The sequence below is a fragment of the Flavobacterium sp. genome (assembly GCF_044369455.1).
In the GTDB taxonomy this organism is placed as follows: Bacteria; Bacteroidota; Bacteroidia; order Flavobacteriales; family Flavobacteriaceae; genus Flavobacterium.
The window spans coordinates 1-14298 of sequence record NZ_JBIPLW010000007.1 but is presented as its reverse complement, the minus strand read 5'-3'; the positions used below and the strand labels follow the sequence as shown (position 1 = coordinate 14298).

The 14298-nt window shown below is 36.9% G+C and carries 5 protein-coding genes; 3 read left to right on the top strand and 2 right to left on the bottom strand.

Annotation, left to right across the window (positions count from 1 at the left end):
• The first annotated feature begins 48 nt into the window (after positions 1–48).
• Positions 49–2067 carry a M13 family metallopeptidase gene (locus tag ACIQ2L_RS08165; RefSeq protein WP_396157708.1) on the top strand — a complete coding sequence of 673 codons (2019 nt, stop codon included), beginning with the start codon at positions 49–51 and terminating at the stop codon, positions 2065–2067.
• 168 nt (positions 2068–2235) lie between these two features.
• On the opposite strand, the gene ACIQ2L_RS08160 is transcribed toward ACIQ2L_RS08165, so the two are convergent.
• Positions 2236–3840, bottom strand: a complete 1605-nt coding sequence (locus ACIQ2L_RS08160) for a murein L,D-transpeptidase (protein WP_396157707.1) — start codon at positions 3838–3840, stop codon at positions 2236–2238.
• A 105-nt stretch (positions 3841–3945) separates the two neighbouring features.
• On the opposite strand from ACIQ2L_RS08160, the gene ACIQ2L_RS08155 reads away from it, so the two are divergent.
• Positions 3946–4455: a nuclear transport factor 2 family protein gene (locus ACIQ2L_RS08155; RefSeq protein ID WP_396157706.1), complete on the top strand. Its 510-nt coding sequence runs from the start codon at positions 3946–3948 to the stop codon at positions 4453–4455.
• Positions 4456–4459: 4 nt separating this feature from the next.
• On the opposite strand, the gene ACIQ2L_RS08150 is transcribed toward ACIQ2L_RS08155, so the two are convergent.
• Complete coding sequence (locus tag ACIQ2L_RS08150; RefSeq protein WP_396157705.1) at positions 4460–5398, bottom strand: L-threonine 3-dehydrogenase; 939 nt, start codon at positions 5396–5398, stop codon at positions 4460–4462.
• A 276-nt stretch (positions 5399–5674) separates the two neighbouring features.
• Between ACIQ2L_RS08150 and ACIQ2L_RS08145 the strand changes: the two genes are divergently transcribed.
• A complete protein-coding gene (locus ACIQ2L_RS08145; protein ID WP_396157704.1) occupies positions 5675–13990 on the top strand; it encodes an SdiA-regulated domain-containing protein in 8316 nt (2771 codons plus the stop codon).
• Positions 13991–14298: the final 308 nt, after the last annotated feature.

Genomic DNA, 14298 nt, shown 5'->3' with positions numbered 1-14298 from the left:
TATTTGATAATTTACTATCTTTAGCGGAAAATAAAACCTAACCCATCAATGAAAAATAGTAAACTCTCAATTCTAGCCGCAGTAGTAATGATGGCTTCTTGTGCAAAAAAAGAAGAACTAACTTCAGGTATCAACAAAAAAAATATGGATACCAAAGTAAATCCAGGCGACAATTTTGCCAATTATGTGAATGGCGCTTGGCTAAAAACAATGAAAATCCCAGCAGACAAAGCTTCTTATGGCGCTTTTGACCTGCTGTATGACCAATCGCAAAAAGATGTAAAAGCCATTATTGAAGAAGCAGCCAAAGGAAATGCTGCCGAGGGTACTGACGAGCAGAAAATAGGTGATTGTTTTTCATCTTTTATGAATCGAAAAGATAGAGATGCAAAAGGGATAACGCCTATCCAAGCCGAATTAAAAGCGATTGATGGTATTGCTAATTATAATGATTTAGCTGGTTTTTTTGGTACCGCGAACAGAACCGGAATTAGTATTCCTTTTAATATATCTGTATACACCGATTTCAAAGATCCTACTAAGTATATTCTAATTACTTGGCAAGGGGGACTTGGTCTTCCTGAAAAAGAATATTACACTTCAACCGATGCTAAGATGGCCGATATCCGTAAAAAATATGTGATTCATGTTGAAAAAATGTTGCAATTAGGTGGGATCGAGAATCCAGCTGAAAGTGCTGCTAAAATTATGGCATTGGAAACTTCTTTAGCGAATCAGCACATGAAAAAAGAAGATACTCGAGATATGTTAAAATTGTACAACAAATATGCAACCGCTGATTTAAAAATGTTGATGCCCGATTTCAACTGGATAGAAATGCTGACTAAAGCAAGTGTTGAAAAAGAAAAAAGCATTGTGGTTACCCAAGTTGAGTATCTTAAAAATTTAAACAACATTATCAAAAGCACGCCAATTGATACTTGGAAAACGTATTTAAAATGGGGATTGATTAATAAATCTGCCTCATTATTAACTACACAATTGGACAATCAGAATTTTGAATTTTACAGTAAAACATTAAACGGAACTGAAAAACCTGAGGAAGATTGGAAACGCGGTGTAAATACCGTTAACGGGAGTTTAGGTGAAGTCGTTGGAAAAGTATATGTTGAAAAACATTTTTCACCAGAAGCCAAAGAGCGTATGGTAACTATGGTTAAAAACTTATTAAAAGCCTATGCTGAAAGCATCAAAAAACTAGACTGGATGAGTGCAGAAACCAAAAAACAAGCACTTAACAAAGTAGATAAGTTCTTGATAAAAATTGGTTATCCAGACAAATGGAGGGACTATTCATCTTTGAAAATTGCTAAAAATGATTTGTATGGTAATTCGCAAAGGTCCACAGCATTTGAATACCAAAGAAATCTGGACAAACTAGGAAAGCCAGTAGACCGAACCGAATGGGGAATGACCCCACAAACTGTAAACGCTTATTACAATCCATCACTTAACGAAATAGTTTTTCCAGCGGCTATTTTACAACCACCTTTCTTTGATTTGAAAGCAGATGATGCGGTAAATTACGGAGCTATTGGAGCAGTTATTGGTCACGAAATTGGTCACGGATTTGACGATCAAGGAAGTACTTTTGATGGCGATGGTGTTATGAAGAATTGGTGGACTGCTTCTGATTTAACTGCATTTAAAGCAAAAACAAATGCTTTAGTGGCACAATACAACAGCTTTAAAGCCCTCCCAGATTTAAATATAAATGGTGAATATACACTTGGAGAAAACATTGGTGATTTAGGTGGATTAAGCATTGCTATTAAAGCGTATAAAGCAACATTAAATGGAAAAGAAGCCCCTGTTTTAGATGGGTTTACGGGTATGCAACGTGTGTTCTTAGGTTGGGGTCAAGTTTGGGGAGAAAAGACTCGTGAAGAAGCACTTCGAAGTCAAATTGCAAGTGATCCGCATTCACCTGCTAAATTTAGAATTAATGGCGTTGTTCGAAACGTTCCCGAATTTTATGAAGCGTTCAATATTAAACCAACTGATTCCTTATATCTTGCTCCAGAAAAACGAGTTAAGATTTGGTAGTTTTGTAATTAAATTATCAAAGCCCAATCTCGTTGAAAAACAAGATTGGGCTTTTTTAAATAGTATAATTTCATTTAATATAACCAAAATAAATAGTAAATGTTTATCCTGGTATTCTATTTCAACTAATGACTAACTCTTTAGAAAAAGAAATTCAGAGAAAATAAATTATTCTTCCTCTACCAAAATAGAAGACAATCGATTGTCTCTTTCATAGATATCTTTATAAAAATTGATAGTACCTTCATCATCAACCCAAGCAGTAAAATAGCCAATAATAACAGGAATTTTTCTTTTTAATGAATAGGTAGTTTCTACTGTTTTATTCATAGCGGCATCAATTTTATCCGTAGGCCAATTTTTATCATCTTTCAAAATTGCATAGGCTAATTCTTTTGGTTTACCCACTCGAATACACCCATGACTAAATGCTCTTGATTCTTCATTAAACAAACTTTTTGAAGGTGTATCATGCAAATAAATATTGTTTGAATTAGGGAATATAAACTTCACTCTACCTAATGAATTATTTGGCCCTGGTTTTTGGCGAACATTCCCATTGTTCCATTCCATATTGTGTTGTACTAAATAATTTTTATTCTTTTTCATTCCTGGTTTCACATCTTTATTAATTATACTGGTAGGCAAATTCCAATAGGGACTAAAAACAATATAACTCATTTTACCACTAAAGATGACTGTTTTAGTCATCATTGCCCCAACAACTACATTACATTTAAATTCAGGTCGGTTATTTTTAACATATGTCAATTTAAAAGAAGGAATATTAACAACAATATATTCAGAATCTTGTAAAAATTCTTCTGAAATCCATCTACAACGTTCCATATTAACAATAATAGTTTTAATACGTTCTCCTACAGGCACATTCATCTCGTCTATGTGTTTTTGAGTAATTACTTCATCTTCTTTAAATCCATTTCTTTTTTTATACTTTACTACCCCTTTTACTAAATCTGTATCATATACTTTACTCTTATTGTCAGAAGCTATATCGTTTGTTGCAAACAATCTAGTTCTGATGTCAGATACTGTTTGGCTTGAATCTCCTGGTTTTATTGACTTAAAATCTGGCGCAACTCTAATAGGATTCCATCCTCCTTTTTGTTCACTTAAACGGTATTTTTTTAAGATTTCTTTCAACTTATAATATTGCCCTAAAACTACTTTATCGTCTTTAGCCAATAATTCTGGTTTTGCAATAATAGAATCTAAATAGCTAACGTAGGAAAGTTTTTTTCGCGGCAAATACCATCCTATTTTTTTTGTGGCTTCTTCGTCAACACCTGTCAAAACATTTTTAGCGTAGAAAAAATATAAGGAAGATAATAATAATTCTGCATCCAAGTTTGGCGATAAGTAGGTTTTAGAATTTTGAAAAATTACATCTAAATCTGTCTTATAAGGGAAATTTTTTTGAATTCCCTCCTCTTGCACAGTACTCATTTTATTGTACAACATTTCTGCCGCCTCATTTACCCCTTTTTTATCAAACCAAGCATAATGGTATTGTCTGTTTTTATAGAGCGCTACTATTGATTTTTGAAAAGTCAGTAGTTTAGGGTATTTTACAAAAAAAGATGCTACTTTAGTACTATCAAAAGGTACGTCTTCATAAAGATACGTTTTTTTAGATGATAACTCTCTAGAAACAATAGTGTTCGTTTCTTTTTTGTTACACGACCAGCTTACAAAAGAAAGTCCTAAAGTACCAAATACTATACTTAAAACAAAAAAGGATAATCTTTTCATTTTTTACTATTTTTTACTATTTTTGAATTTTTTATGAGATAAAATTACACAAAAAACAATAATTATAAATCATATTAATTACTAATTATTTTAAGAAGTTGAATTATGAAAAAAGTTACACTAATTATTGCAGCACTCTTTTTTCTTTCTTTTACGGCTTTGAAAAACGGAGAGGAAATTCAAAAAGAAAAAATTAATACCCTTTTAGATAATTGGCACAAAGCCGCATCCGAAGCCAATTACGAAAACTATTTTGACGCGCTAACCGATGATTCCATCTGTATTGGAACTGATGCTACAGAAAATTGGACTAAACCCGCTTTTCAAGCATTTGCAAAACCCTATTTTGATAAAGGTAAAGCATGGAATTTTACCGCTTTGGAAAGACATATTTATTTAAGTAATGATAAAAAAATGGCTTGGTTTGACGAGCTATTAGATACGCAGATGAAAATCTGTCGTGGTTCTGGGGTACTGATTCAAATTAATGGGCAATGGAAAATAAAACACTATGTGCTTTCCATGACTATTCCCAATGATAAAACCGATGACGTCATAAAAATTAAAGCATCTATAGAAGACGCATTAATTAGATCTTTAAAAGAAAAAAAGTAAGCTATTATTTTAGATTTTCCAGCATTTCGTTGGTCATAGAAGCTAAATCAAATTTGTGTTTCCAGTTCCAGTCATCTCTTGCAAAGCTATCGTCTATTGAAGCTGGCCAACTATCCGCTATTTTTTGACGAAAATCAGGTTTATACGAAATCGAAAAATTAGGAATATGTTTTTTTATTTCTGCTGCTATTTCAGTCGGAGCAAAGCTAACTGCAGATAAATTATAGGAAGAACGTATTTTTATTGACTCACTAGGTGCTTGCATAATCTCAACGGTAGCACTAATTGCGTCATCCATATACATCATAGGTAGCGCTGTATTTTCTGAGAGGAAACATTCATACTTTCCCTCTTTCAAAGCTTTGTGGTATATGTCAACTGCATAATCGGTAGTTCCTCCCCCAGGTTCGGTTGACCAACTAATTAATCCCGGATAACGAATACTACGTACATCAACGCCATACACATTATGGTAATATTCACACCATCTTTCACCCGCTTGCTTACTAATTCCATAAACCGTTGTGGGTTCCATTATGGTATATTGTGGGGTATTATACCTAGGTGTTGTTGGGCCAAATACGGCAATGCTTGAAGGCCAAAATAGCTTTTTAATCTTTTTGGCTTTCGCCAGATTCAAAACGTGAAACAAAGAATTCATATTCAAATCCCAGGCAAATGCTGGGTTTTTTTCGGCTGTAGCCGATAGTAGTGCTGCCATCAAATAGACATCGGTAATTTGATACTGCTCAATTAAATGCTCAATCTGATTGTAGTCTAAAGCATTTACGACCTCAAAAATTCCGGAGTTAACAATATCGTTATTAAGCTTTCTGATATCGGAAGCGATTACATTATCATTGCCATAAATACTTCTTAGCTTTTGAGTAAGTTCGGTTCCTATTTGCCCACAAGCACCGATGATTAGGATTTTTGTACTCATTTCAGTTGTTAGTTTGTTAAACAAAGATATAATTTTAAAAATATTGGTTCTAGTAATTATTATAAATCATTACAGAACAAAAACTATTTGAATCGAAAATGCTTTTAGCTTTAACATAATTATCTTTTTTTGTTAGTAAATAATTAACAAGTTGTTAAATAATAATTCACAAATTATGTTTTAAGCACTTGTAATTTAATGATTTGTTGTTTGAAGAAATTCGATAGTAAAAGATTCGAATTTTAATTTTACGCTTCAAAACAAAAATCACAAAACATGAAGAACTATTTACAATTAAAATTTGAGAACTTTCTTGACTCTCTAAATTTTAAATTAACCCAACTGTCAAGTTTATTCAACGATGTTGAATATACCAGTCGAAATCAATTAGAATTAACTTCTAAATCATTTGTTAAGAGAAAAAAAGCAAACACACAATTTGCTCTTTTTTTAACTTTAATGCTCTCTTTATTTGGATTCGTCCAAAATGCCACGTCTCAAACTACTATTTCGCAATGGACATTTGAACCGCTGCAAGGTACCAATGCCAACCCAACACCTAATACAGGTTCCGGCTCTGCAACTTTAGTTGGAAGTATGACAGGAGTTACGACAGCAACAGGAATGCTCCTATCAGGAAGTGGATGTGGAGCCCAATCAGGTGCCAATCCTGGTGCTTGGGCAATTAGTACCGCCAATCCTGGTACAACTAATGAATCAAGCGGTGCTCAGTTTAATGTATCTACTGTTGGACGTTCAGGAATCATTGTGCAATGGGATCAACGTTTTTCCAACACTTCTACCAATACTGTTAGATTACAATATACCACAGATGGTACTACATGGAATAATTTTACCATGACAGCATCGAATACGACCCTGTGTGCAGGTATTTTGAATAATGGACGTTTTGAAAATAATGCAGGCGATGTCTACAGGAGAGTTATTGTAAATTTATCTTCTATTACTGCTGTTGATAATAACGCAAATTTTGGATTTAGGGCAGTTGCCGCTCATTACCAATCAACAGGACAATTTAGACAATCTAATACTCCCGCCAGTGTTGCAACAGGAGGAACATGGCGATTCGATAACGTTACGGTAAGTGGCACAGTAATTCCTTCCAACCCCGCCGTTAATCTCTCCGTTTCTGCCAACTCAGGAACAGAAGCAGGAACAACAGCCATCACTGTTACAGCAACTGCTTCTTCCGCCGTAACTGGTGATCAAACTCTAGCTTTAGGAGTATCTGGTACAAATATTACAACTGGTGATTATTCATTGAGTAATTCAACGATAACAATTTTAAACGGACAAACTACAGGTTCTGTAACTTTTACAGTTGTAGATGATGCTGTAGTTGAAACTACAGAAACAGCTACTTTAACTATAAGCAGTCCATCAGCTGGAATTACGCTTGGCACAACAACTACTCAAAATATTGCTATTACTGATAATGATGTTGCTCCTAACCCAACAGTTTCACTTTCAGTTAGTGCAAATGCAGGTTCAGAAGCAGGAACGACTGCGATTACAGCTACAGCAACCGCTTCTTCAGCTGTAAGCGCTGATGAAACAGTAGCTTTAGGAGTATCGGGAACTAATATTACAGCTGGTGATTATACATTGAGTAATTCAACCATTACGATATTAAACGGTCAAACAACAGGTTCAGTAACTTTTACAGTAACTGATGATGCATTAGTTGAAAGTACAGAAACTGCAACTTTAACTATAAGCAGTCCATCAGCTGGAATTACGCTTGGCACAACAACTACTCAAAATATTGCTATTACTGATAATGATAGTGCATTGACTATAGACCTTTCTACGTATGTTAGAGTAGGTCGTTATGATTTACCAGAACCAACAAGAACAACTGCTCCAACGAATAACTTATTGTGTCAAGAAGCATCGGCTGTAGCTTACAATTGGGATACTGATACGTTATTCATCACTGCCGATGGTAGTACTTCTGTTACTCAAGTATCAAAAACAGGTGTTTTAATTGATACGATGACCATGGCTTTAGGAGGTAGTCCACAAGGAACTGATTTCTATGATACAGAAGGGCTTACCTATATTGGTGGTGGACAATTCGTAATGAGCGAAGAGCGCGACAGACAATTGGTAAAATTTACTTATGCTGCTGGTACCACACTTACAAGAGGCAATACGCAAACTGTAAAAATAGGAACATTTGTTCCGAATACAGGAACAGAAGGTCTTTGTTATGATCCAATTACAGGAGGATTTATCTGTCTTAAGGAAATCGATCCTATAGGGATTTTTCAAACAAATGTAGATTTTGCTGCTGGAACTGCTACAAATGGTTCGCCTACAACAGTGAACTCTGTTAATCTTTTTGACCCAGCATTGTTAGGTTTTATAGATGTTGCTGATGTATTTGTATTGGCCAACATACCTACGCAGTCAACGTCACCAAATCTTTTGGTATTAAGTCAGGAAAATGCCCAAGTGGTAAATATAGACAGAAACGGTAATATTGCTAGTACACTTACTATTGTTACTGATCCAGGAAATCCTCTAAATGTTGCTTCTCAGCAACACGAAGGAATTACTATGGATAATAACGGTAATATTTATATTGTGAGTGAAAATGGTGGTGGCGACATAAACCATCCACAATTATGGGTATATGCTCCTTCTACAACACCAAATCAAGCGCCAACTGCCATTGCGTTGACTAATACCGTTCCTAGCATTATTGAAAACTCAATAACTACACCAGCGGTTAGAGTTGCTGATATCTTGCTTACTGACGATGGTTTAGGAACAAATACATACTCGTTGTCTGGAGCTGATGCAAATAATTTCCAAATTACGGCATCAAGCTTGTTCATAAAACCCGGAACGGTACTTGATTTTGAAACCAAATCAACATACAACGTTACGGTAAATGTTGACGATACAACCGTAGGTGCTACACCTGACGCGTCAGTAAATTTTGTATTGTCAGTTACTGACTTAGTAAATGAAACACCACAACTTCCAAACGTAACTATTTCTGAAGTAGCTCCGTGGGGAAGTGGTAACAGTCCAGCGGCTGCCGATTGGTTTGAAGTAACCAACAACGGAGCAACTGCTCTTAACATTTCTGGATGGAAAGTAGACGATAGTTCCAACTCGTTTGCTGCTTCACTTGCCTTAACAGGAATTACAAGTATTGCTCCAGGCGAATCAGTAATTTTCTTGGAAAGTTCCGCTTCTAATCCAGCTGCGACAGTTGTTGCTAACTTTAAATCACTTTGGTTTGGAGCCAATCCTCCAGCCAGTTTACAAGTGGGTACCTATCAAGGTTCTGGTATCGGATTAAGTACAGGTGGTGACGCGGTGAATTTATATGACGCAAGTGGCGTTTTACAAGCTAATGTTATTTTTGGAGCTTCTCCGACAGTTTTATTTAAAACCTTCAACAACGCAATTGGACTCAACAATACTACAATATCTTTATTGAGTGAGGTGGGCGTTAATGATGCTTTTGTTGCCGTAAACGATGTTGCTGAAATTGGTTCTCCAGGTTCTGTAGGTCGTTTGTTTATTTCAGAAGTTGCTCCTTGGTCAAGCGGTAACAGCCCTGTGGGTGCTGATTGGTTTGAAGTTACGAATACAAAAGCTGTAGCCGTTGATATTACAGGTTGGAAAGTGGATGATAGTTCACAATCTCCTGCGGCTGCGGTAGCGTTAAACGGAATCACAAGCATCAATCCTGGGGAGTCAGTTATCTTTATCGAAACTAATGATTTACCTGGTAAAACTACAGCTTTCTTGAACAATTGGTTTGGAACTAATCCGACAGGAGGCTTACGCATCGGGAATTATACGGGTAGCGGAATTGGTTTAGGTACTGGAGGAGATCAAGTCAATTTATATAATACAACTAGTAGTACTCCACAAACTTCGGTATTGTTTGGCAGTTCGCCTGCTGCAGCTCCATATACCACTTTTGACAATAAAGCAGGTGTTAATAGTTTGGTTACACCAATTACACAATTTAGTGCCGTAAGTGTTAATGGAGCATTTATTGCTGCCAACAGTGCAACAGAAATTGGTTCACCAGGTACAATTATAACAGCACCTTGTCCAACCATTACTGCAACAGCTACTCCAGCATTATCAACAGTATGTTTTGGTGCAACGACTACAGTTACGGTGACGGCAACAGGAGGAACATTACCTTATACTGTATCGGGAAGTCCGTTAACTGTTGGCGGTGGTACTTTTACTTACACAATTACTGATGCTAAAGGTTGTACTGCAACAGCTACAACAACGGTAACCTCTTTACCAGCAGCCACGGTAGATCTTTCTGTGACAACTAATACAGCTACTGAAACAGCAGCTACAATAGTTACTGTTACTGCAACTGCCTCGGCACCTGTATGTGTTAATGAAACAATTTCTTTAGGTGTATCAGGAACAGGTATTACTGCTGCCGATTATACTTTAAGCAATGCAACAATTACAATCCCTTCAGGTTCAACTACTGGTTCAGTTACTTTTACAGTAGTGAGCGACAATACAGTTGAGCCACTTGAAACTGCTACATTAACTATTAGCAATCCTTCATCGGGAATTGTTTTAGGAACCACAACTACGCAAAATATCGCTATAAGCGATTTCGTATTTACATTACAAGTACTACATGCTTCAGATTTCGAGGGTGCTGTTGAAGCAGTTCAAGATGCACCACGTTTTGCTGCAATTGTAGACCAACTTGAAGAAAGCTATGTAAATACAATTAAGCTTTCATCGGGAGACAACTATATTCCTGGTCCATTCTTAAGTTCAGGAGGCGATCCGACACTTGCTCCAGTATATAAAACGGCTTACGAGAATTTCTACAATACAACGTTTACAAGCCCTCCTGTGAATTTAGCAGTAAGTATTGGTAGAGCTGATATTTCTATTATGAACTTTATTGGTATCGAAGCTTCAGCATTAGGTAATCATGAGTTCGATTTAGGTACGAATGAAATTAGAACAATGATTGCTGGTGCAAATAATACAGGTGCAACGACTACAACTTGGTATGGCGCACAATTTCCATACTTGAGTTCAAATCTAAATTTCAGTGGAGATTCAAATTTAGCTTCAATTTCAACAACCAATCGTTTGAGATTAAATACTAGCTTTATGTCTAGTCCTACTGAAACACCTGCTGCGATTTCAGCCAAAACCAAACTTGCTCCATCAACTATCATTATGAAAGGTGGTCAAAAAATTGGTATTGTAGGTTGTACAACACAAATATTAGCAAGTATTTCATCTCCCGGCGCTACAACAGTAATTGGCGGAGGTGCAAATGATATGAATATATTGGCAGGAATTGTTCAGCCAACGGTAGATGCTTTAATTGCCGACGGATGTAATAAAGTGATTCTTCTTTCTCACTTGCAACAAATTGCTTTCGAACAAGATCTTGCTACAAAACTAACTGGAGTAGATATTATTATCGCTGCTGGTTCTAATACATTATTAGCTGATGCGAATGACCGTTTGCGTGCAGGTGATGTAGCTGCTGGAACTTATCCTTTCCTTGCAACAGATTTAGCTGGAAGAACAGTGCCTGTGTTAAACACTGATGGCAACTACAAATACGTAGGAAGATTAGTAGTTGATTTTGACTCAGATGGTAACTTGTTACCAGCATCAATCAACGATGCTATTTCTGGTGTCTATGCAACTGACCAACAAGGATTAAATGATGTTTGGGGAGCCAATGTTGGCAATGCCTTTTTACCAGGTACTCGTGGCTATCAGGTACAGTTGTTATGTAACGCTATCGGAAATGTAATTAATTCAAAAGATGGTAATCTCTTTGGTAAAACATCCGTTTTCCTTGAAGGACGTAGAAATTTTGTACGTACAGAAGAAACGAATCTTGGTAATATTACATCTGAAGCTAATTTATGGTTAGCTAAGTTTTATGATCCTACTACTGTTATCTCTATCAAAAATGGTGGAGGTATCCGTTCTGCCATTGGAAACGTAATTGCAGTTGGAGACAATGTAACATTAGTGCCGCCAATTGCTAATCCCGGAGCAGGTAAACAATCTGGCGATATTTCTCAATTAGATATTGAAAACTCATTGCGTTTCAACAATCAACTTTCATTAATGACACTAACAGCAAGCGGCTTGAGAGCAATTCTGGAACATGCTGTTAATGCAACTACAGCTACTGCCACTCCTGGACAATTTGCTCAAGTTGCAGGTGTACGATACAGTTATAATTTCAGTAATGCATCTGGTTCAAAAATTTTGAATGCAGTGATTACAGATTCAGCTGGTAATGTTATCGATACCTTAGTGGTTAATGGTGTAACAGTTGGTAATTTGTCACGTACTTTTAGAGTGGTTACATTGAACTTCCTTGCAGGAAATGGTGATGGTTATCCATTTGTTGCTTCATCAGTTCCGGGAAGCAGACTTGATTTGAATACAGTGCCTGAACAAGGTCCAGCGATGGCATCGTTTGCGAATTCGGGTTCTGAGCAAGATGCGTTTGCAGAGTACATGAAAAATCAATTTAGTACCACACCTTATGGCATCGCTGATACACCACTAGTGAATGACTGTAGAATCCAAAGAGTACCAGCACGTACTGATAATGTATTGCCTCCAAACGCAGGTACAAATGGTACATTATCGATTTGTACGGGTACCACAGTAACAACAGCACAGTTATTTTCTGCTCTTGGCGGAACACCACAAACAGGTGGTATTTGGAGTCCAGCTTTAGCAGGTGCGGGAGTATATACTTACACTGTTACCTCTCCATCATGTGCAGGTTCAGCTTCGGCTACTGTAACAGTAAGCGAGACTCCACAACCACTATGGTATTTAGATGCTGATGGCGACGGATATTACACTGGAGTAGCTGTGCCATCATGTACTTCACCAGGTGCTGGTTACACTAACGCTACTTTAACAGGTGGTGGTGATTGTACTGATACGGGTGCTATTAATGGCGTTGCAGCAAACCTAATTAACCCAGGACGACCTGAGGTTTGTTATAACAATGTTGATGACAACTGTAATTCTACCTTATCAGAAGGATGTGCACCAGTGGTTGTCAATATGACTTCAACTACGACTACCTTAACTACGTTTTCAAATGCAGTTGCAGCAAATCTGTATTCATTCTCACCATATACAAACCTTAAATACCGCTTTATCATTACTAAGATACAAACAGGACAAGCAAACGAGGTTCAAGAGGTTACTTTACCAACGCGTTATGTAACGATCCCAGGACCGATGCGTTCGTATACGGCAACGTATACCATTAGTGCAGCAGCGGTTATCAATGATGAGATTCTTGGTTATCTAGGAAATACAATGACTGTAACGCCACCGGCTGTAGCCGCAATTACGTTGTCTACAGGTTCATGTGGTGCTACGTTAACTGGTTTGAATGGTACCATCTCTGCTAATGCAGGGTTGAATGCTACAGGATACATTTTCCGTATTCGAAAAGCAGCTGGAACAGATCCAGTAACAGGACCGTTCTTTACGTCACCTTCAGCAGGTCGTTTTATTAGTGCCAACACTTTTACAGGACTACCATTAGAGTATAATGGTGCTTATAAAGTTTCTGTAGCGTATACATATTTAGATCCAGCTGATAACTCAACGCAAACCACAACTTTTGGAGCAGAATGTGATTTGTTCACATTACCAATTCCTAAAATCAATTTGGTGGCGCCAACGTGTGGAACAGTAGAAGCACCAGCCACAGTATCGTCGATGACTGCTACGGTAGCATCAGGATCAGCTGTTGGAGCTACAGGATACCAATTCCAAATTAGAGTAACAGGAGGCGCAACGTACTTCGCTACAGCGATACTACCAACTCGTTATACACAACTGTCGTCGTTTGGAACTACCTTATCGTTCAATACGAATTATTCGATATCGGCTCAGTATTACACTCTAATTAACGGAGTGTCTACACCATCCGGATATGGCGCGGAATGTCATATTACCACACCAGCATTCCCAACAACACAGTTGGTTCAAACGCAATGTGGAAATGATTATACATTGGCACAACAATTAAACATTGTTCCTTACCAATTTTTCCCTAGATACAGAGTTAGGTTAGTACAACCTGATCCAGAGAATCCAGAAGATGAGTTGGTTGTAGCTACTAAAATAGTTGATTATTCGTACTTTAAATTGAGTGATTTCCCTGAGGCACAAGTAGGACAAACCTATTTTATTGAAGTAGCAATTGAAATAAATGGCGTGTTTGGTGATTATGGAAATTCATGCGAAATTAATGTAGTAGCACCAGAAATTCTTAGAGCAGTTGCACCGAAGTTTAAAGCTACGGCGTATCCAAACCCATTTGCGGATAACTTTATGTTGGATGTGAAAACAGCAAGCCAATCAATAGTAAACGTAAAAGTATACGATATGGTAGGCAGATTAATTGAGCAAAGAGAGGTGAGAACAAATGATTTAGAAACGACAACAATTGGAGATCGATATCCAAGTGGCGTGTACAACGTAGTTGTAGCACAAGAAGATAATTTGGAAACCGTTAGAGTGGTTAAGAGATAAGCTTTAATTGACAATTGATAATCAAAACCGCTTCGGAAACGAAGCGGTTTTTTTTGTTATGTGTTGTAATCTTGGCTCAAAGTCGGGGTAAGTGTAGACAATAAACGAGTGTAAATTTTAGGGTAACTAAATTAAATCAATAAACATCAAGATCACTCTTAATAAACTTGTCTACTCTTATTTTCATCATTTGTCTACTCTTATTTTCATCATTTGTCTACTCTTTTCACATAATTTGTCTACTCTATATCAAATTAGTTTACTGCACAATTCTATAATTTTGTTCCATCTTGAAATACAATCTAACA

What these genes read in the sequence shown, in the direction of transcription:
- ACIQ2L_RS08160 (WP_396157707.1), bottom strand. Translation starts at nt 3,840, where the DNA reads ATGAAAAGATTATCCTTTTTTGTTTTAAGTATAGTATTTGGTACTTTA.
- ACIQ2L_RS08155 (WP_396157706.1), top strand. Translation starts at nt 3,946, where the DNA reads ATGAAAAAAGTTACACTAATTATTGCAGCACTCTTTTTTCTTTCTTTT.
- ACIQ2L_RS08150 (WP_396157705.1), bottom strand. Translation starts at nt 5,398, where the DNA reads ATGAGTACAAAAATCCTAATCATCGGTGCTTGTGGGCAAATAGGAACC.
- ACIQ2L_RS08145 (WP_396157704.1), top strand. Translation starts at nt 5,675, where the DNA reads ATGAAGAACTATTTACAATTAAAATTTGAGAACTTTCTTGACTCTCTA.
- ACIQ2L_RS08165 (WP_396157708.1), top strand. Translation starts at nt 49, where the DNA reads ATGAAAAATAGTAAACTCTCAATTCTAGCCGCAGTAGTAATGATGGCT.